Source organism: Heyndrickxia oleronia, assembly GCF_017809215.1.
GTDB classification, from domain to species: Bacteria; Bacillota; Bacilli; order Bacillales; family Bacillaceae_C; genus Heyndrickxia; species Heyndrickxia oleronia.
The window spans coordinates 1,151,747-1,177,287 of sequence record NZ_CP065424.1 but is presented as its reverse complement, the minus strand read 5'-3'; the positions used below and the strand labels follow the sequence as shown (position 1 = coordinate 1,177,287).

Below are 25,541 nucleotides of genomic sequence, written 5' to 3'. Positions count from 1 at the left end.
GCTATACTGTCTGTGAATAAGTGTTTTAAAAGGGCCACTCTGCCAAGTGGTCTATTTTTATGCCTTATACCATGAAACACTTACTTTAACTGTTAAATCTAAATCACTTACTTCTGTTTCAAAACCCAACTTTTGAAAATGTTCTACAACTTTATTTGTGATTGAACAGATATTTTCGATCTTGCCAATCTCAAGATCTGTATAAAAATAACCTCTTCTCGCTGCTGTTTGAATTTCATTTTCTAAATTTCTAATAAACATATTTGATAATTCTGGAATACTCGAATTGGTTAATTTCTTTGCTTCTGCTGCGTTCATTTATTCTCACCTCCTTTAAATATTCCATTTACTTATCATCAAATTTCGCCATGTGGCTAAAAAGGAAGCCTGGTTAGGCTTGTTTAAATGTTATATCCGATAACTTAACTTCTTTTAGTTTTTCGTTTAACTTTACTACCACTACCGGATATGCAATTACTCCCCCAGGATGACCACCAATCATTGGAGAAGGTTCTATAACTCCTGAATATTGATAAACTCCTATAAACTCAGCTTCAACCAATTCAGTTTTTATTTTCACGTAACACTCTTTATCCATTTTGTTCAACTCCTTTGTGATGCTAACGACAATACATACTTATTTATCTGCCATAAAGTCGCCAATCATGATGCCAAGTAAAACTACAAAACTAGTTAAAAACAGTAGTGCTTCTATTGGCATTATGTCTCCTCCTTTTTAATCAGTTTGGTAAATAAAGAACCATTTCGGCATTCAACTACTCTTTCGTATTCATAAACAATCGAGGGAGTTTTTTTCTTTTTCACCCAAGTATCTGCTAATAGTTCAGAAAGACCAGCTGGAACTGGAACTTGGTACTCACCTACCTTCATTTCAGTAACAACAATCATCTAATTAACCTCCTTAGAGAATTCCTCCTTTATGCAGTTTTTAATTTCCGAAAAAAATCGGATTGAGGTCCAAAAAATATTTTCAACAGGAATTTTATAAAACTTTTCAATGTTTATGAAAAAAGATCTTGGAACATTAGAAGAATCTTTTTCATACTTCGAAAGGGTATCTTTATTGATTCCAAAGAGTTTCGCTGCTTCTGTTAATTTTAAGCCAGCATTCACACGAGCTGCTCTTAAAGTTATTTTTATCATGTTATCACCTCCTTGTTTCCCTCGGCTTGTTTCTAATATATCCGAGTATTTTCGGAATGTCAACCGATTTTTCTCGGAAATATTATAAAAATTATTTAAAAACCAGAAGAATTATTTCGACTTTTTTCGGAATTATTCTTTACTTTCCGTATTTTTTCGGATATAATTTGTTCAAGAGTTAAGGAGGGATATGTTTTGTTAGATAGAGATTTACCTTTAAAAAAAGAGATATCCGATAATATAAAGAGTTTAATGAAACAACGCGGATGGACTCAATTAAGAACTAGCGAAAAATCTGGTATATCAAAAAGTACACTTTCTGACTATATAAATTGTAAAACGTTAATTAATCCTGGTAATGTAGAAAAACTTTCTGAGGCATTCGGGGTCCCTAAGTTTGAAATTGACCCAAGTTTTAATAACAATTCAAAAACTGTAAATGAAGGAAAAGTTAGTTACATTTCCACAACAACTAAAAAACTCCCTGTGGTCGGAAAAATTTCTTGTGGGCCAGGTGTACTTGCCTTTGAAGAAATAGAAGGATATGAAGAAACACCATTAGATTGGTTAAATGGTGGAGAATATTTTTATCTAAGAGCTAAAGGAGATAGTATGGTTAATGCGCGCATCTTAGATGGAGATCTATTACTTATTCGTAGACAAAATGATGTTGAAAATGGAGAAATTGCAGCTGTTGCTATTGGAGATGAAGCTGTTTTAAAAAGGGTTTATAAAACAAATAATAATATAATTCTCCAAAGCGAAAACCCTAATTATCCTCCAATTGTGCTTGACGATAAGAAAAATATTCGTATCATTGGGAAACTAAAAAAAGTTGTTTTAAATTTCTAGAATAAATTGGAGCTGAAATGCTCTCTTTTTATAGGGGTGTTATTTTTGAAAGCTGCTATTTATATAAGAGTTAGTACACAAGAACAAGTTGAAAACTATAGTATTGAATCCCAGAAAGAAAGAATTGAAGCATACTGTAGATCAAAAGATTGGACAATCTATGATACTTATTTGGATCCCGGATTCAGTGGTTCAAATATCAACAGACCTGGTTTACAGCGTATGTTATCTGAATTACCAAATATTGATGTTGTAGTCGTATACAAACTAGATAGGTTGTCTCGATCACAAAAAGATACTCTGGAATTAATTGAAGCGCACTTTCTTAAGAACAACGTTGAATTCGTATCTATAACTGAAACCTTAGACACTTCTACTCCTTTCGGAAAAGCAATGATAGGTATTTTATCTGTATTTGCTCAGTTGGAGCGGGAAACAATAGCAGAAAGAATGAGAATGGGGCATATCAAACGAGCTGAAAATGGATATAGAACATCTGGTGGAGACTATGATCCATCTGGATATTCAAGGATAAACGGTGAGCTGGTACCAAAGGAAGATGAAGTGAAGCACATCCAGACCGCGTATAACCTCTATGAACAGCATCTTTCTATCACCAAGGTACAAAAACATCTAAAAGACTTAGGATTCCCTGTGTGGCGTTTTAGAAGGTATAACGACATATTGAGAAATAAACTTTACTGTGGTTATGTTAGTTTTGCTGGTAAGTACTACAAAGGAAGACATGAACCTATTATTACAGAGGAACAATTTAACCGTGTACAAGTACTTTTATCGAGACATAAAGGTAATAATGCACATAAAGCTAAACAAAGCCTTTTTTCTGGATTAATCACTTGTGGACGTTGCGGAGAAATCTACCATACTTATCAAACTAATGATAAGGGGAAAACATATAGATATTACCTTTGTCGTGCTAGAAGATTCCCATCGGAATATGATAAGAAATGTATGAACAAAACATGGAATTCTTCAAAACTTGAGGATTTAATTATTAACGAAATAAATGAGCTTATTAAAAACAAAGAGACAATAAATGATAATTATAAAATAATTGACTATGATAAATTAATCAGCAACGTAGATGAAAGAGAAAATCGTATTTTAGATTTATATGAACTCGGCAGGATTGATAAAAACAAATTGGATCAACGTATTCAATCCCTAGAGGATGAAAAACACGAATTAATTAAGAAAAAAGAAAATCAAAATTCTCAGCAACAAAATGTGTTAACTCCAAAAGAGTTAAAGAAATATGTATCCGATCTTTACACTGCAGATTTTAATAAAAAACAATCTATTATTCAAAAACTAATAAAACAAATATATATCCATGGCGAAAATATAGAAATCGCTTGGAATTTTTAATGCTTATTTTTTCGGTATTCATATCCGGCGATTCATACCGCCCAAACCAAAAGCTCAGATCTTGTATAAACCGCTTCAATGACACGCTTTGACGCCGTTTGTTGTCCAGGGGATAGGGTACCGCTCCACTCTAATACGGATTCTGTTAGGTCCATTTCTGATGGTGGACCAATCCAATGGTAAAGAGGTGTACAAGTGGAAACTCGCCCCATCATGAGGCAATTCCGACAATAAGTACAGTTTGTTTGGCAATTCGCACATGGGAATTGCGCAAAAAGATATGGAAACGTGTTTCCGCAACGTTCACATTGAAATTTGTTATTTTGGATAATTCCTGGTAGAGCGGCAATGAATTTATTTTCGAGATGCTTTTGGATAAGTGCTTTTGGAAAGGGAATTTCAGTTAAGAGGAGTTTACGTCCTGAGAGAAAGGTTTGAAGTTCTTGTGAGAATGGCTGAGTCATTTCTTCACTCCTTTTTATAGGCTGTCTGATTACAGACAGCCCTATTCACTTACTTTATTGTCCAGGTTAAGCCCATCGCACCTTCACCTAAGTGAGTGGCAATGACCGGGCCAAAATAGCTGATGGAGAAATCTACATTTGGATAGAGCTGTTCGAGTTCAGCCTTCCATTCCTTTGCATCCTCCTCGCGATTTGCGTGAATGATGGATGCCTTTAAGGCTGTTCCTTTAGATGCATCTTCGCCAATTAGTTCACTGATTCGATTCATTGCTTTTTTGCGGGTACGGATTTTTTCAAATGGAACAATCACCTTGTCCACAAAATGAAGGAGAGGTTTCACTTTTAGCAAGCTTCCAATAATGGCTTGTGCACTTGTAAGACGGCCACCTCTTTGAAGATTGGATAAATCATCGACCATGAAATAGGCACGTAAGGATGCTTTCAATTCGTCAATTCGGGAGATTATTTCTTCAGGGGATTTCCCTTCCGCTGCCATTTTTGCTGCATCAATGGCATAAAAGCCTTGTGCCATACAGCTAATTTCCGAATCATAGGCATATACCTTTACCCCTTCAACCATTGTTCCTGCGGTTACTGCACCTTGATAGGTTCCACTAATCCCACTCGAAAGGTGGATACTAATAATCGCATCATAGTCCTTTGCTAATTTTTCATATAAAGCAACAAACTGACCTGATGATGGTTGGGATGAGGTTGGTAGGCGATCCTGTCTTTTTAATTCTTCATAGAATTGTCCAGCAGTAATATCTAATTCCTCTTCATAGGTTTCTCCGCCAATAACGACACTCAGTGGAATCATATGTATGTTTAACTCTTCTCGGACGTCCTTCGGGATATAGGCTGTACTGTCCGTTACGATAACTGTTTTCATTTTATTTTAATCATCCTCAGTTTAGTTTTATTTCCATTTTATAAAAGAATCCCCAGATTGGAAAGGGGAATTTATAGTTTGGACACCTATACGATCAAAACACTATTATACGAATGACTCGTTACGAATGCAAACAATCAAAAAATAAAAAACACTTAAGAAACATTTGGTTTCTTAAGTGTTTTAAATGGCTTATCTATTATTTTTCTACTACTGCGTGTCCGCCGAATTCATTTCTTAGTGCAGCAACTACTTTACCAGTGAATGTATCATCCTCTAATGAACGGTAGCGCATCATAAGAGATAATGCGATAACAGGAGCAGCTGTTTGGAAGTCAAGTGCTGTTTCAACAGTCCATTTCCCTTCACCTGATGAATGCATAACACCTTTAATTTTATCTAGTTTGCTGTCTTTAGAGAAGGCATTTTCCATTAACTCCATTAACCAAGAACGAATAACTGATCCATTATTCCATACAGTTGAAACTTTTTCGTAATCATAATCGAATGGGCTTTTTTCTAGGATTTCGAAGCCTTCAGCGATTGCTTGCATCATTCCATATTCAATTCCATTATGTATCATTTTTAGGAAATGACCGCTTCCTGCTTTCCCAGTATATAAATACCCTTTATCAACAGAGATTTCTTTGAAGATACTTTCTACTTGATCAAAGGCTTCTTTGTCTCCACCAATCATTGTACATGCACCGTTACGAGCACCCTCTACACCGCCACTTGTACCGCAATCAAGATAAGAAACACCTTTTTCCTTAGCTACATCATAGCGTCTTAATGAATCTTTATAATGTGCATTACCGCCATCGATGAGAATGTCTCCTTCATCAAGTAATGGAAGCAATTGATTGAAAACCTGCTCTGTAATTTCGCCTGCAGGAACCATCATCCAAATTTTACGTGGACGATCAAGCTGTTTCACAAGTTCTTCTAATGTATAGGCTCCTTGACCACCATCTTTAGAAATATTATCTACTGATTCTTTATTTACATCATATGCTGAAACTGCATGTCCTTTTTCCATAAGGTTTAATGAAAGCTGATAACCCATTTTACCTAAACCAACCATACCTATTTGCATGTCATCTGCCGCCTTTCAACTTTTTTTCACAATACCTTCATTATAAAAGAAAAAAAATTCCGTGCAAGTTTTTCGATTCTATTATTATTGAACAAATCGACTATCCACTGATCAATGTATAGCTAGTATAACCTAAGCCCTCAATTATTTTCCATCTAGTTCCTTAGTAGGAATTTTAAAAATAGTTGTTCAACTTCTAGATTGAATCATCTATGCTTTATAGAGAGTGGATATTTTAGGATAATTTGGATATGAAAGGGGAGGCTTCATGAAGTCTGGAGCACTAACACCTATTTCAAAATATGAGGGAATTGGTGGCTGGTTAATTCTTGTGATGATTAGCTTACTATTAACGACTATAGCTTCAATTTTTTTCGTTAAAGATATAGTAGTAGATTATTTCCAACCAGAGGTTTGGCGTGAAATTACTACCGCTGGATCTGATTTCTATCATCCATTATTTGTACCAATCATTATTTTTGAAGTAGTGATTAATTGTATCTTTTTTGTCATTGTACCTATTTTCTTATTAGTACTTATGTTCAAAAAGAATCGTCTTTTTCCGAAAGCAATGATTTACTATTTAGTTGGTAGTCTTATTTTACAAATTATTGATACTGCTCTTGTCGTTAACACCATCTATACTTTGGACGCCTACAAGGATATTCAACCCGAATATACAGCGAGTGCCTATAAGGAAATAGGACAATCCCTTATATACACATTCATCTGGATTCCATATTTTCAAATATCCAAAAGAGTGAAAGCTACTTTTTTGAAAGAGCCATTTGATTATAAACCAGCGAAGAAAGAAACGGCTGTAGCGAGTATACCGGCAGAAAATCTGTTCCGAACCTATCACAATAAAAGAGTTGTTTTAGTTAAAGGAAAACGTAGGAAGGAATTAAAGAAACGTCCTTTTTCGGATAATTAGTAGCCTTATAAAAGGGGGTAATTTTCTTGGGCCTCAACCTCTTTTATAACAGAAAAAAAGATTGTCTATTATAGGATCAGATCCCAAATAGACAATCTCTTTTATTTTGTTTCCATCGCAAAGGTGGCGTTTAATTTCCACTGTCCATCCTCTTTTTTGAACGTATTAATTTGACGACTTAGTTGTTCGACCTTTTTCTTAGAGCCAGTTTCCGAAACGATGGTTTTCATTTCTGTAAAAATATTGGCTTCATTGTCCTTATAATCAATAATAATTACATTTTGCGGATTGATTTGAATATCAGTTGTTTCAAAGATATTTTTTATATAATCACGTTCTTCATCCAACTTAAAAGAGGTCGGATTTTTCGAAATGGTACTCATATAACCATCTAGATCCTTTTGATTAAAGGTTTTAACATGTTGATCAAATGCAGCAAGTAGAGCCTTTTTCTCATTAGCCGGGATATTTTCGGCCTCCTGGATTGGTGGCGGCGTGGATTCACCAATATTTTCGCTAGTTGAAGTATTGCTATTTTCTTGCTCATTATTTGTAGTTACCTTTGTATCTTTTTGTTTATCTGACGACTCCTCTTCCTTTCCACAAGCAGCTAGCATTAGCGCCCCTACTAGCATGAAGATAAGCAGAAGTCTCGTTTTATATATATTCATCGGACACGACCTTTCAATCATAATATCTTTATTTTATTGAATATGATTGATATAGACAACTTCTTAAGTGTATATGTAAGAAATACTACATAAATATGGTAAAAAATTCAAAAAGCGCACCACAGCGTAGTGCACTTCATCAATGTCCCCTTCTAGCAAAATCTACGAAACGAAATTTATCGAGACGGTGTCTTGATTCCGTGTATTGAAATAGACTAGCGTCTTCTAAGTAAATATAGTTTTTAACAACGACAATATGCTTATAATCCTTTAAATCTAAATAACGATAATCTTCTTCGGTTGGTTCATCTACAGATATTTCTTTTTTGGCGAAGCTTATTTTTAGGCCTAGTTCTCCTTCTAGATATGCAAATAGAGAACCTTCACAAATTTTCTTGCTCAATGTTGGGACGACGGATTGTAGTACATAGTCCTTGTCCAAAATGATTCGTTCATTCTCCAATTCTCTGGCACGGGCAATCTTCCATACTGAATCTTTTCCATTTATATTCAGTTGCTTCTGAATATAGGGATCTGGTTTCTCTAAATCTAGTTCACAGACGATTGTTTTCCACGGTTTCCCCATTTTTTCAGCTAATTCTTTAAAGCTTACTAGACCAGATACCGGAAAATCATATTTTCCTACATCTAAAGTAAAAGAACCCTTGCCTTTTATTTTTTGAATATACCCATTTTGAGATAAAAGATTTAATGCTTTTCGAACGGTTTCACGAGATGTTCCATACTGTTCAACTAATTCATTTTCCGATGGTAGTTTTGTGTTTGGCTTAATATTTCCTGATTGAATTCGTTCAACTAAATTTTCATAGATGGTTAAAAACTTATTTACGCGCATTGTATATCACCGTTTTTTCAGCTCATTTTAAAAGGCCGTTTTTTCGTACAGTAAATAGCAATATTGCTAAGGAAAAAGCCTTTTAATTAAGAGTCAAATATTAATTCCTATATTTGTCATTGTACAAAGAACTAGCCTGATAAACAATGCTTATTTTTTTAAGTGAAAAATGATCGACTCATAAGGACGTAGTTGGAGTCTCTTCATATGTTTACTTGAGTCTGGATAGTTTGACAATAGAATTTGAATGTCGTACTCTTCTATATCGATTTCTTTAGGTAATTCAAAACAAGTCTCTTTATCATAAAAATTATTAATGATCATTAATTTTTCATTCTTGCCATTACGAGCATAAGCAAATATTTCTGGATGATCTCCCAATATTAATTGATAATCCCCATCTGTAATGATGTCATAATTCCTACGTAGCTGAATTAGCTTTTGATAATGATAGAATATAGAATCCTTATCATTGAGCGCATTTTCTACATTAATCTCTTTATAATTAGATGCTACATTAATCCATGGCGTTCCCGATGTAAATCCTGCATTAGCCTTGTTATTCCATTGAACAGGTGTACGTGAATTATCACGAGACTTTTCCTGTAAAATCGCTAAAATTCTCTCCTCAGAATAGCCTTTTTCCTTCATGATTTCATAAGCATTCAAGGATTCCACGTCACGATAATCTTCAATTTGTTGAAAGCCTGGATTGGTCATTCCGATTTCTTCACCTTGATAAATATAAGGTGTGCCTTGCATCATATGAATGGTCGTGGCGAGCATTTTAGCGGATTGCTTCCAATACTTTTTGTCATCTCCAAATCGTGAAACAATTCGTGGTTGATCATGATTACACCAGAACAAAGCATTCCAACCACCACCTCGATGCATTTCTGTTTGCCATGTAGAAAGTATTTCTTTCAATTTTATAAAGTCAAAATCCGCTAGTGTCCATTTATCTCCTTGGTCATAATCTACCTTTAAGTGATGAAAATTAAAGGTCATACTAAGCTCGTGACGTTCAGGATTTGTATAAAGAATACAATCCTCGATGGATGTGGATGACATTTCACCAACGGTCATCGCTTCATATTTTGCGAATACCTCCTGATTTGCTTCCTGTAGAAATTCGTGTATTCTTGGACCGTCTGTATAAAACTTTCTCCCGTCCCCTGTTGGATCATTTGGAAAGCGTTGATCCTTTGAAGCTAAATTAATAACATCTAAACGAAAACCATCTACCCCTTTTTCAAACCAATAATGCATCATTTTATATACTTCATGTCTGAGCTGATCATTTTCCCAGTTTAAATCCGCTTGGGTAACATCAAACAAATGGAGATAGTACTGCCCTGTCAGCTCGTCAAATTCCCAAGCTGATCCACCAAATTTAGATTTCCAATTATTAGGGGCTGTCCCATCTGGACTCGGGTCCTTCCAAATATAAAAATCACGGTATCGATTATCTTTAGAAGCTCGTGCCTGTTTAAACCACGGATGCTCGGTTGATGTATGGTTAACTACAATGTCCATTATTAATTTAATATCGCGCTTATGTGCTTCCTGTAAAAGTAATTGGAAGTCTTCCATCGTTCCATAGGGCTTGTAAATTTGATAATAATCACTAATATCATAGCCATTATCATTTTGAGGGGATTCATATATCGGAGTTAGCCAAAGTACATCGATTCCAAGCTCAGATAGGTAATCCAATTTTTGAATGATTCCTTGTAGGTCCCCTTCTCCATTTCCCGTTGTATCATAAAAGCTTTTTGGATAAATTTGATATACAGTTGCTTTTTTCCACCAAGGTTGTTTCATCTTATATCACCACTTTTTCTATTTCTATTGAAGGGGTTGTCGATCTAAGTGGTCGTGCCCCCTTAATCGACAACCCTCTCCATTAGATTAGTTTGATTTTTTGAACTTCGCGAAAATGATTGTTAATACAAATGGTACAACTAGCACAATGGCCATTCCGACAAAGAATGCCCCCCAATTTTGTGGGAAGATCGATAGGAAGGCCGGTAAGCCACCTACACCGACGGATGGTGCTTCTACTCCATTAATGGTAATAAGCATTCCTGCGATAGCGGAACCAATTATCGCTGCAATAAAGGCAAAACGATAGCGCAAATTAACACCAAACATTGCCGGTTCAGTAATTCCTAAAAATGCTGAAATTGCAGATGTTAACGATAGACCTTTTAGCTTTTCATCCCTTGTTGCAAACATCATTCCGAGTGCTGCTGCACCTTGAGCGATATTTGAAAGAGCGACCATCGGCCAAAGAAAAGTGCTTCCAGTTGATCCGATCAATTGTAAATCCACCGCTAGGAAGGTGTGATGCATTCCTGTGATAACTAGTGGTGCATATAGTAAACCATAAATAATTCCACCAAGTGCTGGTACTGCATGGAAAATGCCAACGACTGCATCTGTAATCACATTTGCAATAGCAAAAGTAATTGGACCGATAACGATAAATGATAAAAATCCAGTAATCAATAAGGCAATCGGGGCAACTAGTAAAAGTTGAAACGCATCAGCAATCCGTCTTTTCAAAAATATTTCTAGTTTCGCTAATACATAGGATGCCACTAAAACTGGCAATACTTGACCTTGATAACCTACTTTTTGGATTTCTAATCCAAATAGATTCCAAGTTGGTATTTCTTTCGTTGATCCATAAGCCCACGCGTTTAATAAATCAGGATGTACAAGCATTAATCCAAGCACAATCCCCAATAATGGATTTCCACCGAACTTCTTTACTGCTGACCAACCAATTAATGCTGGTAAAAAGGTAAATGCAGTATTCGCAATTAAGTTAATAATGCTTGCAAAGTCACTCCACTGTGGGTACACCTCGACAAGCGATTTTTTATCAAAGAATATACCTTGACCAGTTAATACATTGTTGATACCCATTAATAAACCGGCAGTCACGATGGCTGGTAATATTGGAATAAAGATGTCTGCAAGTGTTTTTACTGCTCGTTGAATCGGATTAAGTTTTTTAGCAGCAGCATCTTTGATTTCTTGCTTAGAGGATTCCCCAATCCCTGTTTGGCGGACCATTTCTTCATAAACCTTATCAACCGTACCTTGACCAATAACTACTTGAAATTGACCATTTGCAGAGAATGCACCTTTGACAAGATCAATCTGTTCCAGCTCTTCTTTGTTTACTTTACTTTCATCGTTTAAGGCAAAGCGTAATCGAGTGACACAGTGAGTGGCAGCTGCGATATTTTCTTTTCCACCAATTGCTTTAACAATTTGTTCAACCGAATGCTTGTTAACACTCATTTCTCCCATCCTCCTGTTACCGTTTTCATTTTCACGGTTTTTTATCATGCTCTTTTCTAAGTCTTTGCTGCTGTTTTTGTAAAATTCGGTATTAGGATTTTCAACTACTTATTGTTTTTCTGTTGAAATTAGGATACAAAAAGACAACCTAGCCAGATTATTTACATGAAAAAAGCGACAAACTATGCGAAGAGCGTTTGAAAATTTTGTATGCGATTACAATTTTCCCTTTCTTATAATTCCTTAAATTATTCCCTATAATCTGATTCTGTAAAGCAACTGGCAAATAATAAAGATTTTAAAAGAATAATAGATACCGCTTACAAATAATTTATTTCTTGTATATACAAGATAGAACTTATAGTTTCATCTTAACTTGTATATACAAGTTGGTCAACTAAAAAATTTGGAGGAATGTTAATTTTTCTATTTTTCATTTAAGTTAGTGGTCAACGATTGAACTTTATTATGGTCGAGGTATTCTTTTTAAGTTATTCATTTATTATCCGTTTCGTCTTTCTTGAAAGCATCTTTCTCTTCGTTTACCCCTTCTTTGTTTCAAGCTTTAGGCCTGAAACATATTTTTCTCCTTTTTCTCTGTTTATCTGTCTCAAGATCCGGTCTTGAGACACATTATTCTCCTTTCCCCCTCTTTATCTGTTTCAAGCCCCTGGTCTGAGACACATTTTTCTCCTTTCCCCCTCTTTATCTGTTTCAAGATCTGGTCTTGAGACACATTTTTCTCCTTTCCCCCTCTTTATCTGTCTCAAGATCCAGTCTTGAGACACATTTTTCTCCTTTCTCCCTCTTTATCTGTCTCAAGATCCAGTCTTGAGACACATTATTCTCCTTTCTCCCTCTTTATCTGTCTCAAGATCCAGTCTTGAGACACTTTATTCTCCTCTCTCAGTCAAGTCCTGGTTTTTGTGTAAAATCACTGGCAAGTACTTTCAACCTTAACCCTTTTATTTTTTTTGCGAAACTTCCATGGATTTTGAACTTCATATCCGGTAAGGGATGTCAAATGGTTTTCAATTTGACATCCCTTACCGGATATGTGATCATCCATGATGGAAGTTTAGCTGAAAATAATCTGTTCTATCTTCCACCCATAAGTGCTTTTCTCTTAGCGTAAACCGTATCCTGATATTGCATTAGAACAGCTCCAATCAAGCGAAAAGCCGATTGGGTGTTTGGAAAATACGTATGACCCTTTCTCTTCTACGGACTTCTTGGTTCAACCGTTCAAGGGAATTGGTACTACGGATGTGGCATCGGATACTTTCGGGAAAGATCATATACTGGATGGTATCTTCGAACCCCTCATCTAATATAGAGAGTGCTTTTTTCAAACTTTGGCTCTGTCCCGAACCTACTCATTAGCTCATCTTTAAACAGACGGATATCATCAATGGTTACTGCTTCAAATACGCGTTTGATCATTGTCTTGATTTCAGCCGAGCTCTTTTTGGGAAGTTTATCAAAGATATTTCGCTTAAAATGGACATTACATCTTTGCCAAGCTGTCCCAATAAATTCACGCTGTATCGCTTTTGGAGACCTTGATGGGCATCAGAGATGATTAGTTTGGGAGATTGAAGGCCCCGTGATTTTAGCTGTTGGAAGAACTGCCCCCAACTCTCATAACTTTCCGCATGGTCAACACTCAAGCCAATTATTTCACGTGTATTCTTCTCAGTAATGGCAGTGGCAATATAAACAGCCTTGGAAACAACGCTTTGGTGCTCGCGCACCTTTATATACATAGCGTCAACGAATACGAAAGGGTAGTATGTTGTATTTAAGGGTCTCTTAGCCCACTCGTTCACAATGGGATCAAGCTTTTGTGTAAGTGATGATACAAACGACTTGGAAATGTTCTTGCCGCAAAGCTGTTCGACAATATTGGTAACATTCCTAGTTGAAACACCATTGATGACCATTTCCAGCATAGAGAGGACCAATGCCTGGTCACAACGGGCATATTTTTCAAAAACGGTAGTTGAGAATTCCCCGTTGCGTGTCCGTGGTACCTTAAGTGTTAAGGTACCGATGCTCATCATAAGATCACGTTCATAATAACCGTTGCGATAGTCACGGCGTTCAACAGCTCGTTCATAAGGTGCAGCCTTTAAATAGTCATCCCTTTCTTTTTCCATAAATTCGTTTAGTACTAAGACAACCGCTGATTTTATAACCATATCAAGGTTGGAATTTACAATGGCTTCTTTTAAAACATCCAAATTTAGGTTAAACTGTACTTGAGTCATTTTTATTCCTCTTTTCATTGTTTATCGTGGTTGAAAACAGTGTTGCCAAGAGTGAATAAAATGACTCATTTTTTTTGCATTTTCTTTTTACACAATTATACGGACTTAATCCCTCTCTCCCTCTTTATCTGTCTCAAGATCCAGTCTTGAGACACTTTATTCTCCTTTCTCCCTCTTCATCTGTCTCAAGATCCAGTCTTGAGACACATTATTCTCCTCATTCCCATTTTATCTGTCTCATGTCCCACTCCTGAGACACATTTCCACTCCATTTACCCTTTTATCTGTTTCAAACTCCACTCTTAAACACATTTTCCACGCGATTCACCCTTTATCCGTCCAAGCTCCCTTTCCTCCAAACAAAAAAAAAACACTCCTCAATCGAACTTGAGGAGTGTTGATCAAAATTATCTTACTTCAACCCAACCATTTTTGATTGCTGCAACGACTGCTTGGGTACGATCGTTGGCGTTCATTTTTTGCAGGATATTGCTGACATGGTTTTTAACGGTTTTTTCACTTATGTAAAGAGTTTCACCAATTACACGGTTGCTTCTTCCATCTGCAAGTAATTGGAGAACTTCGCATTCACGTGGTGTAAGTAGATGTAGTGGGCGAACCACTTCCGGTTGCTGATAGCCTGTACCATTATTATGGCGATTGGCTAAGCGACGGAACTCTTCAACAAGGTTACGAGTGATTTTCGGGTGAAGGTAGGATCCTCCATCTGCTACAACCTTGACTGCATCGATTAATGCATCTGAATCCATTTCCTTTAAAAGGTAGCCTGTGGCACCTGTTTTTAGTGCATGGGTTACATAGTTTTCATCATCGTGAATGGATAAAATAATGACTCTTGTTTCAGGATATGTTTCTACTAATTGACGCGTCGCTTCAATCCCGTTTTTATTTGGCATATTAATATCCATTAATACTACATCTGGCTTTGTTTCTTCAATTAACTGAAGGGCGCTAGCACCATCGTCGCCTTCTGCGACAATTTCGAATGTTTTTTCGAATTCTAGTATTCTCTTGACACCTTCACGAAACAATTGATGGTCATCTATAATAGCTATTTTTGTAGTCACACTTTTTTCCTCCTTATAAAGTGTTTTTTCAAAGACACTTTCACAATTGTGTTAATTTCATATATTTCAATTTTTATAGGGTTAATCAAATTTCACTTGTATCATAACAATGGTTCCTTCACCAATTTTAGAATCTATCGTTATTTTTCCATCAATAATTTCAACTCGTTCTCTCATGCCCATGATTCCAAATGAACCTTCTTTTTTCTCACGAACATCAAAACCTTTTCCATTATCTTTCACAATAAGGAATACACTATCTTGTTGCATATCGATCTTCACATGGATTTCACTCGCTTGCGCATGCTTAATCGCATTTTGGACAGATTCCTGAACTAAGCGAAATAGGGCTACCTCATATTTTGATGGTAGACGATATTCCTGACCTAGATTGATAAAACGGAACGTTACCCCACTATTATATTCTTCGGTTCGTTCTAGGTATTTTCTGAGGGTCGGAACTAAACCTAAATCATCTAATGCCATAGGACGCAAATCATAAATAATACGTCGAACCTCAGATAAAGAGGATCTTACCATTTTTTTTAGGCTTTTCACTTCTTCTAATGCATTTACAATTCCTTGCTCACGATAGACCTTTTCAACTAAATCAGATCTTAGGAGCATATTTGCAAGCATTTGTGCCGGACCATCATGAATTTCCCGTGAAAGCCGTTTCCTTTCTTCCTCTTGTGCTTCTATAACACGAAGACCAAAATCTTGCTTTTCTTTGGCATCTTCAAGTGCACTACCAATCTCCTTTAAATCACTTGTTAAATAATTTAATACGACACTTGTTTGTGATACAAGATTATTTGCACGATCAATTGTTGCCTCTAAATGAATGAGCCGTCTTTCTAATTCATCCCGTCTCCTACGTAATTGCTTCTCTAATTCGAGATTCATTGAATATTTCATCTGATAATTATGAGCAATTTCATATGCTTCTCGAACTTGCTCTTCTGTATAATCACGAAAATGCTGACTAACAATAGATAGACGTCTTCTTGACTGACGAGTTTTTACTTCGAGATCTTCTCCCTCATCAATCACTTGAGAAACCATTACTTTTACTTCTTTTAACTCATCAGAGAGAGTTTCATACTCTTGGCGGCATTGTTCTCCGATTTGGAAGATTTCGGATTTGCTAGAATCAACGGTATTTATCATCTTTTCCAAGATTTGATCCAATGTCCTTACATCAATTTTTTTCAGTGACATCTCCATTCCTCCAAGGCAAACTTCCTCTAAGTTAGAGTAATTTTACCTCTATTTACAAAAAGATTCTATGCGAAAAATGTGTAAATTAAAAAGTTAGTAAAATATCCCTAATCTAAAAGTTTGATAGAAGGAAAACCTATAGTAACAAAGATATATTCGCTACAAATACTTGAATTTCCTCTATAAATTTTATTTCAACTCTTTTATTATATCATTTAATTTTAGGAAGATTAAAATGATAGAAAAATGTGAGTATCAAAACATTTAATTCGCTGTTTAAATTTTGTTATAGTGAAAGAAGAAAAACGTTTGAACTTTGAATGTACTATAGGAGTGAAATAGATGTTAAAAAAGTATTATACGGTTAAAGGGGATGGTGAACACGAGATCATTATTCAAAAGTCTCGGTTCATTGCCCATATCCATCGTGCAACAACCGAAGAAGAGGCCCTTCACTTTATACAAGAAATAAAGAAAAAACACTGGAATGCCACTCATAATTGCTCAGCTTATATGATCGGACAACAAAATCAGATTCAAAAGGCAAATGATGATGGAGAGCCTACTGGTACAGCCGGTATTCCTATGCTGGAAGTATTGAAAAAACGTGATTTGAAAGATACCGTTGTTGTGGTGACACGTTATTTTGGAGGAATTAAATTAGGAGCCGGTGGATTAATTCGTGCTTACGGTAAGTCTACTTCTGAAGGGATTAATGCAACTGGGATTGTCGAAAGAAAGAGAATGACCATTATTACGACAAAAATCGACTATACTTGGTTAGGCAAAATTGAAAATGAGCTACGATCTTCCATCTATCAAATAAAAGACATTCATTACTTGGATCATGTTGAAATTGAAACCTATGTAGAAGAAGATGATCATGAGACCTTTATTAACTGGATAACAGAATTAACAAACGGTCAAGCGACCATTACAGTTGGAGAGTCTCTCTATCTCGAATTCGATGTTGATCCTCAGTAATTTTATTAGTAGAGCTGTGAATACTTCATAGCTCTTTTTTTGATTTTGTACATTTTTTTATATCTAATAAGGATCCAGCGTGACTTTGAAGATAGTAGCTCTTTTCTAAGTGGATTGAAAGTCTTTCAAGGTAATCAATAGCAACAATATTTTAGAAAAGTTGGCAACTCTTCAATCTTTCTGCGTAAAATAAATTAATAAATATATAAGGATGCTTTCATATAAAAAGATATTTTACACATATAGCATATAACCTTATTTTATTACCTTAACACCCATCCCCTACACCCGATATCGAAATTTTCATTGCAAAAATCACTATATTAGAAAAAGCTGAAAAAAATAGGAAAAGCGCGTTACAAAAAATTCATTTTACAGTCAATAATATACATAGTAAAATAAAATTTGACATAATTTATGAGAAAAATAGAATAATATGAAACTTTTTATCATTTGTAACCGTCTAGAATGAATCTGAGATTATACAAATTCAATCTTGCTACAAAATCGAAACTTCAAAAAATTAACATTTAACCTTAAAACAAACTTTTTTATAAGGAGTGTGGGTATGGGAAGACAGGAGAAAAGTATGAATAAGAAAAAGAAAAAAAGAAAACTTATTGCATGGTTGGTTATCTTTCCAATCTTATTACTAGCATGTTCATTCACGGCATATGGTGCCATTCTATATAAAAAGGCAGAAAAAGCGGTTAATGATTCATATAAGGAAATAGACGGGAGAAAAGGAAAATCAGAATATCGAGAAGCAAAGGTAGATCCATATACAGATAATATTTCGATTTTATTTATAGGGGTAGATGGTAGTGATGCAAGAAATTATGGTGATGCTACCCGTTCAGATGCCTTAATGTTAGCAACATTAAATGAAAAAGAAAAAACAGTAAAACTCCTTAGTATTCCACGAGACTCCTATGTATATATAGATGATGTTGGCTATAAAACCAAAATTAATCATGCCCATGCGTATGGAGGGATCAAATCAACTGTTGATACGGTTGAAAATCTGCTTAAAATCCCTGTTGATTACTATGTAGAAATGAACTTCTACGCATTTATGGAGATCGTTGATACGTTAGATGGGATTGAAGTAGAGGTACCATATAAAATTTCCGAAATTGATTCAAATGATAAAAAGCATGCTATTCGCTTGGATCCAGGACTTCAAACATTAAATGGTGAAGAGGCACTTGCACTTGCCAGAACGCGTAAACAAGACAGCGATATCATGAGGGGACAACGTCAGCAAGAAATTATGAAGGCCATCTTAGATAAAGCTATCTCAGTAAAATCCGCTACAAAGTATAGTAATTTAATCGATGCGATTGGATCAAATATGACAACGAATATGACATTTTCAGAAATGAAATCACTAATTGATTATGGTCTTTCAGGTCATTTAAATATTGAATCACTAACACTAGCAGGGACTGACTCAATGATTGATGGTGTATACTACTATCAACTTGATGATGCAGCACTTGAAGAAATTAAAACAAAGTTATCCACACATTTAGAACTAAAAAATAATGTGGCAAATGTGGATACAAATAATAATTATGATGACGAAGAAAATGCAGAAGAAGAAAATAACTATTGATATAGTTTCTTTTCAAAGCAAAAACTGACTTCATAAGAAAAAACCGCGAAATTGTGATCGCGGTTTTTTTTTATGAATACCCTATTCGGCAAATCCTTACCTTAACTTTCATGATTTCCCAGGTAATAGTGACAAATTATGCTATTTTCCATTACTATTTTTGGTTATATTTTTTGAACTGCTATATAGACCACTTGCCGATAGGCCCAACATTAGTCCAACAATAATGCCTTCTTTAATATTATCTGTGAGATAAAAAAAACTAAGTAAAAGTCCAAGAATAATCGCTACATATGGGGAGTATTTAATTGGAAGTCCTGCTCGTTTAGCCAATTCTACCAATCCAGCAATAAGTGGGATTAAAGCTACATCATAAATTTGAAACATATAATCTTCCCCCTTTTCTATAAGCTCTTAACTAATCAGTGTTTAAAAATTTTACTATTTTTTCTACTACCGATTGAAAGTACTAGCTGAAGAAAAGAGCTCGAAGGCAACTACACACGATAATTAGCCTTCATAAATCCACTATCTTACTTATAAATATATGCAGCTTGTCAACTGATTGGAACGGCTCACTTATAAGATTAGAGTGAGAAAATTCTGTTAATTAAATTATATTCTATATTACATCCTTTTACTACTGCCCATAGTACTAGGACTAAGCAATAAAATTGATTCTTTTTTACGTTTGTGAATATTGCCCTATTTTTCTAAAAACACTTTCGACTGGAATCATCTTACAAGTAATAGTAAAATTATACTAAAAAGGAAAATGAATATAGGAGGACCCTATGGTTAAAGTCACTTTTTTGGAAAATGACGAAAAAATTCAAGTTCCAAATTATAAGGAAACAATTCATGAGCTTTTGCAAAATGGAAGCACAGCAATTTTTCCTAATTTATATGAATATGATAAGCTAACTCTCAATTTAGATGAAATAAAAATATATCTTCAAAAGCAATATTAACTAAACAATTATTATTACTTTACTGACTAATTTATTACTTATTTTCAACAATAAACATTTGTCCATTTCAAATGGCACCTCTCTTACATACAGTAAATTATCTGGTTAAAGGGAGGTGTTATTTATGAGCTGTGGTTACGGCGGAGGTTACGGCTATAGTGGTGGTGGCTATGGTGGCGGATCAACATTTGTATTGATTGTTGTATTGTTTATCCTTTTAATCATTGTTGGCGCGTCTTTTGTTGGCGGTGCATACTAAATGAATTGAACGAAGCGTTATTGACGCTTCGTTCTTTTATTTGTAGCATGAGCAGCTTATTCAGCTCCGACAAAAAAAGGACTGGTCACTTCTCAGAGCAGACCCTAGATCCAAATAGGTACTTAACAAAAGATTAAAAACATTTTTTTACTTATTTTTTTCCATTTATCGTAGGCATATAATAGTAATATTGGAACAAGATTATAATAATGGATGTGATGAATATGAAGATAAAAATCATCATTGCGGATGATAACTCTTTTATCCGAGAAGGATTGAAAATCATTTTAAATACATATGAGGAATTCGAAGTTTTGGATACCTTGAATGATGGAAAGGAAGCAGTTGACTATTGCAAAAATAACGAGGTAGACGTGGCATTATTAGATGTACGAATGCCCCATATGAACGGGGTTGAAGCAACAAAAATCATTTCCGAAGAAACTAAAACGAAACCAATGATATTAACAACATTTGATGATGATGAATACATATTAGATGCAATAAAAAATGGAGCAAAAGGCTATTTATTGAAAAATAATGAACCAGAACGGATTAGAGATGCCATTAGAAGTGTGTATAACGGAAATAGTATCATTCAGGATATTGTTTTAGAAAAAATCAAGTCTAATTTATTAGAAACAAAGGAAACTGAAACAAAAATTGATCCCACTCTTTTTACGACAAGAGAAAGAGATATTATGTCTCTTATTGCTAAGGGATATTCAAATAAGGAAATATCTAAGCAGCTATTTATTTCAGAAGGAACGGTGGCTAATTATATTACCTCTATCTTAGGAAAGACTGGTCTAGAGCATCGGACACAAATCGCGATTTATTTTATTACAGGAAAAGTAGATTAATATGGAAAATTGGATCATTTTAAACAAAGTTCTTATTTTACTTTTTATCATTATCAATGGAATACGGGGTATAATTGACAGTCTTTCATGGTTTGTTTTTGCACTCATTTGTTATTTCTGTATAAATATTGCTGTCTATATTTTTAAGCAAAAGATGTTAAAATGGATCTTCTTCCTATTATCTATTACCCTATCCATTTTGGCCTATGTATTCATCCATCCTTTGTTTATTTTTCTATTGCCATTATCACTAATTGAATTGTCATCACATATAATTGAACGAAAATGGGTTCCTCTGGCCATTTCTGTCATTCCTATTTTTTACATAGAAAAAGCATTACAGCCAGAATATTTCTTGATTGCTATATCAAGCTTTATCATATTCAACATTGCTACGAAATATCAAATTGTCATGCTAAAAAATGAACAACAAATTGATGCAATGAGAAAGTCGATTCAAAAGCTGACAAAAAATTTGAACGAAAATAATGAGTACATTAGACAATCCGAATACACCTTTAAATTGGAGGAACGGAACCGCATCTCTCAAGAGATCCATGATAAAATTGGCCATTCAATGACAGGGGCCCTGATCCAAATGGAAGCAGCGAAACGCTTACTAGAAATTGATAAAGAGAAAGCAATGGAATTACTGCAAAATGCTATTAATATTTCCAGTGATGGCATAGAAAATATTCGTTTAACATTGAAAAATATGAAGCCTCCAACAGCCCAAGTTGGAATCCATCGAATGAAACTCTTTCTTGAAGAGTTTTCTTCCAAGCATCATATAAAAACTGCTTTGACTCATCACGGAAATATGGACATCCTTTCCCCAATCCAATGGAAAATTATCCATGAAAATATAACGGAATCATTAACAAACTCACTGAAATATTCGACTGCGACCTTTATTTCAGTAGACATGAAAGTGCTGAACAAGCTCATTAGAGTTGAGGTAAAGGATAATGGTTCTGGGGCAGACAAAATCAAAAAGGGGCTAGGAATCATTGGTATGGAGGAACGTGCTGCATCCATTCATGGAAAAGTAATCATTGATGGGACTAATGGATTTTCCGTTACTACTCTCCTTCCTATCGACTAAATGAAATTCTCATACAAAAAATATGAATATTTTCATATGAAAAGGGTGAACGATTACACTTATATTCGTTCATTCTTTTTTTTATACTTACGATACAAACTTATTTAGGGGTGAGAGGATGAACGTTTTAGAGATAAAAAACTTAACAAAAAAATTTGGTGATTTTATTGCCGTTGATAATATGTCCCTTTCTGTTCAAGAAGGAGAAATCTTTGGTTTTCTTGGTGCCAATGGTGCTGGTAAAAGTACAACGATTAATATGGTTGCAGGGCTATTACGACATAATGAAGGAACCATCAATATTCTTGGCAAAAACATTATGAAAAATAGCCGTTTTGCCAAAATGAATATCGGAATGGTCCCTCAGGATCTAGCCATTTATGAGGATTTAACTGCCTATGAAAATGTAAAGTTCTTTGCAGGACTTTATGGTTTACGTGGAAATGCGCTCCGAGAGAGTGTAGAGGAAGCATTAGAATTTGTCGGTTTACAAGATAAACATAAAAGTTATCCGAAAAATTTCTCAGGTGGGATGAAACGACGCCTGAATATTGCTTGTGCCATTGCCCATCAACCAAAACTCATTATCATGGATGAACCAACTGTTGGGATCGATCCACAATCAAGAAATTATATTTTAACCTCCGTTCGAAAACTTAATGAAATGGGATGTACGGTCATTTATACAAGTCATTATATGGAAGAGGTTGAGGAAATCTGTTCACGAATTGCTATTATTGATCATGGAAAAATCATTGCAGAAGGAACAAAGGAACAGCTAAAATCGATTATCACCAATACGAAAGATCTTTGGATTGAGGTCAAATCTACTGAAAATATTGATCTTGCAGCTATCAAAGCTATTAATGGAGTCGAAGCCGTTCAAATAGATGAGAATTGCATCAAAATCAATTCTGATACAGGTGTGAATAATTTAAATCAAATTATTGAACATTTTATAGGTAGACACGTTGAGATTCGCTCTCTACAAGAAAAAGCACCAAATTTAGAAACCGTATTTTTAACATTGACAGGTAGAAATTTAAGAGATCAATAAATACAGAAAGGAGGTTATTGGAATGAATATTTTTCATATCGCGATGAAAGAAATCAAATCTGATTTTCTAGATATTCGTACTTTGGTATTTATGCTTGCTTTTCCGATCGTCTTAATGCTTGTTTTAGGCACTGCCCTTTCAAGTACTTTTAATGCAAGTATAACAATAGACGATATGAACGTTTTATATAAAGACCAATCAAATGGAGAGTTTTCCGAATATCTCAATCCATTCATTAAGGCAGCTGAAAAAGAAGGCATTCATTTTAAAAAAGCCGCTGAGAATGCTAATGGAAAAGAAGACATGAAGCAGAATAAATATGATGGATATATCGAGATTAATCCAAAAGGCATTCAGCTTTATATAAATAACCAAAACAGTATAGAGGGCAATATTCTTCAAGGCATGTTAACCTCATTTGTTGATAAATACAATATTGCTTCACAAGTAATCAAAGTCGCTCCTGAAAAAGTGGGAATGGTATTTACTAATCAGAAACATGAATCATTTATTAAAGAGACTTCTTTGTTGCCTGATAAACAACCTGGCTCAATGGATTACTATGCCATTGTAATGACAACAATGATCGCTCTTTATGGTGCGATGTCTGCTAGCTCCTTAATCAATGGCGAAAGAATTCGAAAGACAGCGATTCGTTTAATTGTCTCCCCTGTAAAAAAGAGTGAAATTTTCATCGGAAAAGTTCTTGGAAATGTTGTACTTAATTTCATTTGTGTATTACTAGTTGTCTTCTTTAGTAAGTTATTGTTTCATGTCAATTGGGGAGATAATATTTGGATGATATTTCTTGTTCTACTAACTGAAGTAATTCTAGCTGTTAGCTTTGGACTCGGAATAAGCTATATTACTAAATCAAGTGCAGCAGCAACCACCATTATTATGCTGGTCATTCAACTCTCCTCCTTTTTTGGTGGTGCTTATTTTAAAATCGAAAATCCAGAAGGAATGATGAATTTTCTTACAAAGCTTTCCCCCTTAACATGGGAGAACCAAGCAATCACAAAAATTATTTATGCGAATGACTTTTCGGCTGCAATTCCAGCACTTACAATAAATATTTGTGTCGCCATTGTATTTTTATTGATCGCTGTTACCTTTTTAAAAAGACAGGAGGGATTATAATGAAGGATATTCTTTGGTTAGTCGGTAATACGCTTAGTGTCACCTTTCGTAAAAAGAAAAATATCATCATGTATCTATTCATGCCATTAATCGGGATCTTCATTGCCCTTGTTGCCTATGGTGGAGATACAAAAATGAACCTTCATGTAGGTGTTGTAAATCATGATCAACAGGAAATTTCACAAGATACGGTCAAATTTTTACAAGGTTTAAAAAATGTAAAGGTATCAAAAATCAATGAATCCCAAATTCAAGATAAAATAACATCTGGAACGCTCGACACCGTTATCACCCTCGATGAAGGGTATTCTGAAAGTGTCTTAAAAGGATCTCCACAACATATCGAAATCACCTCCATCAAAGGAGCGGCAATAACTAGTTATGTAAAATCCTATTTGTATCAATACATCGATAATATTTCTACTATTAGCCAAATAGCAGATGGTAATCTACAATCATTTGATAAAATGTATAAAGACTTTCAAACAAGTACCTTTAAAGTGACAACTCAAGTCGTATCAGACACGTCAAAAGGAAAGGGAATGACCTATACAGCAGTAGGTTTCCTAATTATGATCATGCTCATGTCAGCAGGAAATATGTCAGAGATTATTCTAACAGAGAAAGAAAATCGTACCTATTTTCGATTATTATCCACACCAATTAGTGCACGAAAATATATCCTGTCTAATGTCATTGTAAACATGATTGTAATGACAATCCAAGTGATCATAACACTAACGGTGTTAACGACTGTATTTAATATCGATATTCAAATTCCATTGATTGAAGCAGCTCTAGTGTTATTTACTTTTGCCTTAGTCGCAGTCGGTCTTGCATTAGTAATCGTTTCCTTTTCAAATAGCAGGAGTGCAGCAAATGCTCTGCAAAATTTAATTGTCCTACCTACCGTTATGCTTTCTGGATGCTTTTGGCCATTAGAGGTTATGCCAGACTCTCTCCAGAAAATCGCTAATTTCCTTCCACAGCGCTGGACATTGTCTACGATAACAGCACTTCAGGAAGGAAATACACTTGGAAGCTTGTACTTAAACTTTATGATTCTACTTGGTTTTGCACTTGCATTTTTCTTAATTGCAATCTACAAATTTGGTCGAAATAATAATACAAAAAGTTTTGTGTAGATAGTTGTTTGAAGCCTATTCCTGATTATTGGGAATAGGTTTTTTAAATTTTTGGGTAGACTTTCTCTTTTCTTGTCTGGCTCTTACTTTTTATTGTTTAGTCCTTTACTTTTTTTTATTGGTTTCTACTTTTTTGTGTGGTTTACTCATTTTCTTGTGTGGTCCTTCTCTTTTCTTGTGGGG

25 protein-coding genes and 2 pseudogenes are annotated in these 25,541 nt (G+C 34.9%); 12 read left to right on the top strand and 15 right to left on the bottom strand.

Translation table 11 applies throughout. The features are described from left to right. Nucleotides 1-57 precede the first annotated feature (57 nt). The 4 genes from I5818_RS05825 to I5818_RS05810 form a co-directional block, all read right to left on the bottom strand. Nucleotides 58-318: a hypothetical protein gene (locus I5818_RS05825; protein WP_078109252.1), complete on the bottom strand. Its 261-nt coding sequence runs from the start codon at nucleotides 316-318 to the stop codon at nucleotides 58-60. A 73-nt stretch (nucleotides 319-391) separates the two neighbouring features. Continuing rightward, the gene (locus I5818_RS05820; RefSeq protein ID WP_078109253.1) at nucleotides 392-598 is read right to left on the bottom strand and encodes a hypothetical protein; all 207 of its coding nucleotides are present in this window, start codon (nucleotides 596-598) and stop codon (nucleotides 392-394) included. Nucleotides 599-720: 122 nt separating this feature from the next. Then, entirely contained in the window at nucleotides 721-909 is a 189-nt protein-coding gene (locus I5818_RS05815; RefSeq protein WP_078109254.1) for a hypothetical protein, read from the bottom strand. Continuing rightward, nucleotides 910-1,164, bottom strand: a complete 255-nt coding sequence (locus I5818_RS05810; protein ID WP_244975364.1) for a helix-turn-helix domain-containing protein — start codon at nucleotides 1,162-1,164, stop codon at nucleotides 910-912. It abuts the gene before it with no gap. 195 nt (nucleotides 1,165-1,359) lie between these two features. Here I5818_RS05810 and lexA point away from each other — a divergent pair, with 195 nt between their 5' ends. After that, nucleotides 1,360-2,016: a transcriptional repressor LexA gene (gene lexA, locus I5818_RS05805; protein WP_058003596.1), complete on the top strand. Its 657-nt coding sequence runs from the start codon at nucleotides 1,360-1,362 to the stop codon at nucleotides 2,014-2,016. Between the two features lie 36 nt (nucleotides 2,017-2,052). Then, nucleotides 2,053-3,405: a recombinase family protein gene (locus tag I5818_RS05800; RefSeq protein ID WP_235849525.1), complete on the top strand. Its 1,353-nt coding sequence runs from the start codon at nucleotides 2,053-2,055 to the stop codon at nucleotides 3,403-3,405. A 32-nt stretch (nucleotides 3,406-3,437) separates the two neighbouring features. Here I5818_RS05800 and I5818_RS05795 read toward each other — a convergent pair whose 3' ends face one another. From I5818_RS05795 to gnd, 3 genes are all read right to left on the bottom strand, one after another. Further along, complete coding sequence (locus tag I5818_RS05795; RefSeq protein WP_078109255.1) at nucleotides 3,438-3,869, bottom strand: hypothetical protein; 432 nt, start codon at nucleotides 3,867-3,869, stop codon at nucleotides 3,438-3,440. A gap of 49 nt (nucleotides 3,870-3,918) precedes the next feature. Then, nucleotides 3,919-4,761 carry a DegV family protein gene (locus tag I5818_RS05790; protein ID WP_078109256.1) on the bottom strand — a complete coding sequence of 281 codons (843 nt, stop codon included), beginning with the start codon at nucleotides 4,759-4,761 and terminating at the stop codon, nucleotides 3,919-3,921. Nucleotides 4,762-4,960: 199 nt separating this feature from the next. Continuing rightward, nucleotides 4,961-5,857 (bottom strand): phosphogluconate dehydrogenase (NAD(+)-dependent, decarboxylating), encoded by an 897-nt coding sequence (gene gnd / locus I5818_RS05785; protein ID WP_078109257.1) that lies wholly within the window; start codon nucleotides 5,855-5,857, stop codon nucleotides 4,961-4,963. Nucleotides 5,858-6,125: 268 nt separating this feature from the next. Here gnd and I5818_RS05780 point away from each other — a divergent pair, with 268 nt between their 5' ends. Next, nucleotides 6,126-6,791 (top strand): DUF2569 domain-containing protein, encoded by a 666-nt coding sequence (locus I5818_RS05780; RefSeq protein ID WP_078109258.1) that lies wholly within the window; start codon nucleotides 6,126-6,128, stop codon nucleotides 6,789-6,791. Nucleotides 6,792-6,892: 101 nt separating this feature from the next. Here the strand turns inward: I5818_RS05780 and I5818_RS05775 are convergent, their stop codons facing one another. The 7 genes and pseudogenes from I5818_RS05775 to I5818_RS05745 all read right to left on the bottom strand — a co-directional run bounded on the left by I5818_RS05775 (nucleotide 6,893) and on the right by I5818_RS05745 (nucleotide 16,212). Continuing rightward, a complete protein-coding gene (locus I5818_RS05775) occupies nucleotides 6,893-7,462 on the bottom strand; it encodes a nuclear transport factor 2 family protein (protein ID WP_139358035.1) in 570 nt (189 codons plus the stop codon). A 139-nt stretch (nucleotides 7,463-7,601) separates the two neighbouring features. Then, a complete protein-coding gene (gene treR, locus I5818_RS05770; RefSeq protein ID WP_078109260.1) occupies nucleotides 7,602-8,318 on the bottom strand; it encodes a trehalose operon repressor in 717 nt (238 codons plus the stop codon). Nucleotides 8,319-8,468: 150 nt separating this feature from the next. After that, the gene (gene treC, locus I5818_RS05765; protein ID WP_071977776.1) at nucleotides 8,469-10,142 is read right to left on the bottom strand and encodes an alpha,alpha-phosphotrehalase; all 1,674 of its coding nucleotides are present in this window, start codon (nucleotides 10,140-10,142) and stop codon (nucleotides 8,469-8,471) included. Nucleotides 10,143-10,229: 87 nt separating this feature from the next. Beyond that, nucleotides 10,230-11,633 (bottom strand): PTS system trehalose-specific EIIBC component, encoded by a 1,404-nt coding sequence (treP, locus tag I5818_RS05760; RefSeq protein WP_078109261.1) that lies wholly within the window; start codon nucleotides 11,631-11,633, stop codon nucleotides 10,230-10,232. Between the two features lie 1,098 nt (nucleotides 11,634-12,731). Continuing rightward, nucleotides 12,732-13,903: pseudogene (locus I5818_RS05755) on the bottom strand (IS256 family transposase). A gap of 407 nt (nucleotides 13,904-14,310) precedes the next feature. After that, nucleotides 14,311-14,991, bottom strand: a complete 681-nt coding sequence (locus I5818_RS05750) for a response regulator (protein WP_058003586.1) — start codon at nucleotides 14,989-14,991, stop codon at nucleotides 14,311-14,313. A gap of 81 nt (nucleotides 14,992-15,072) precedes the next feature. Continuing rightward, complete coding sequence (locus I5818_RS05745) at nucleotides 15,073-16,212, bottom strand: sensor histidine kinase (RefSeq protein ID WP_078109169.1); 1,140 nt, start codon at nucleotides 16,210-16,212, stop codon at nucleotides 15,073-15,075. Between the two features lie 342 nt (nucleotides 16,213-16,554). Between I5818_RS05745 and I5818_RS05740 the strand changes: the two genes are divergently transcribed. Both I5818_RS05740 and I5818_RS05735 read left to right on the top strand, forming a co-directional pair. Further along, the gene (locus tag I5818_RS05740) at nucleotides 16,555-17,196 is read left to right on the top strand and encodes a YigZ family protein (protein ID WP_058003584.1); all 642 of its coding nucleotides are present in this window, start codon (nucleotides 16,555-16,557) and stop codon (nucleotides 17,194-17,196) included. Between the two features lie 568 nt (nucleotides 17,197-17,764). Further along, complete coding sequence (locus tag I5818_RS05735) at nucleotides 17,765-18,814, top strand: LCP family protein (protein ID WP_071975051.1); 1,050 nt, start codon at nucleotides 17,765-17,767, stop codon at nucleotides 18,812-18,814. 141 nt (nucleotides 18,815-18,955) lie between these two features. Here I5818_RS05735 and I5818_RS05730 read toward each other — a convergent pair whose 3' ends face one another. Continuing rightward, nucleotides 18,956-19,201, bottom strand: coding sequence for a hypothetical protein (locus I5818_RS05730; RefSeq protein WP_058003582.1), 246 nt, complete (start codon nucleotides 19,199-19,201; stop codon nucleotides 18,956-18,958). 407 nt (nucleotides 19,202-19,608) lie between these two features. Here I5818_RS05730 and I5818_RS05725 point away from each other — a divergent pair, with 407 nt between their 5' ends. The 7 genes and pseudogenes from I5818_RS05725 (at nucleotide 19,609) to I5818_RS05695 (ending at nucleotide 25,358) form a co-directional block, all read left to right on the top strand. Continuing rightward, the gene (locus tag I5818_RS05725; protein WP_158022171.1) at nucleotides 19,609-19,785 is read left to right on the top strand and encodes a hypothetical protein; all 177 of its coding nucleotides are present in this window, start codon (nucleotides 19,609-19,611) and stop codon (nucleotides 19,783-19,785) included. 166 nt (nucleotides 19,786-19,951) lie between these two features. Further along, nucleotides 19,952-20,044 (top strand): annotated as a pseudogene (locus tag I5818_RS26000) (YjcZ family sporulation protein); the annotation flags it as partial. A 224-nt stretch (nucleotides 20,045-20,268) separates the two neighbouring features. Next, nucleotides 20,269-20,907 (top strand): response regulator transcription factor, encoded by a 639-nt coding sequence (locus I5818_RS05715; protein ID WP_071975052.1) that lies wholly within the window; start codon nucleotides 20,269-20,271, stop codon nucleotides 20,905-20,907. A gap of 1 nt (nucleotide 20,908) precedes the next feature. Beyond that, entirely contained in the window at nucleotides 20,909-22,012 is a 1,104-nt protein-coding gene (locus I5818_RS05710) for a sensor histidine kinase (RefSeq protein ID WP_078109168.1), read from the top strand. A 118-nt stretch (nucleotides 22,013-22,130) separates the two neighbouring features. Then, on the top strand, nucleotides 22,131-23,069 hold the full coding sequence (locus I5818_RS05705) for an ABC transporter ATP-binding protein (protein ID WP_078109167.1): 939 nt from the start codon (nucleotides 22,131-22,133) through the stop codon (nucleotides 23,067-23,069). A 22-nt stretch (nucleotides 23,070-23,091) separates the two neighbouring features. Then, complete coding sequence (locus I5818_RS05700) at nucleotides 23,092-24,213, top strand: ABC transporter permease (protein WP_078109166.1); 1,122 nt, start codon at nucleotides 23,092-23,094, stop codon at nucleotides 24,211-24,213. Further along, on the top strand, nucleotides 24,213-25,358 hold the full coding sequence (locus I5818_RS05695; RefSeq protein ID WP_078109165.1) for an ABC transporter permease: 1,146 nt from the start codon (nucleotides 24,213-24,215) through the stop codon (nucleotides 25,356-25,358). The genes I5818_RS05700 and I5818_RS05695 overlap by 1 nt, the downstream gene beginning before the upstream one ends. Nucleotides 25,359-25,541 lie beyond the last annotated feature (183 nt).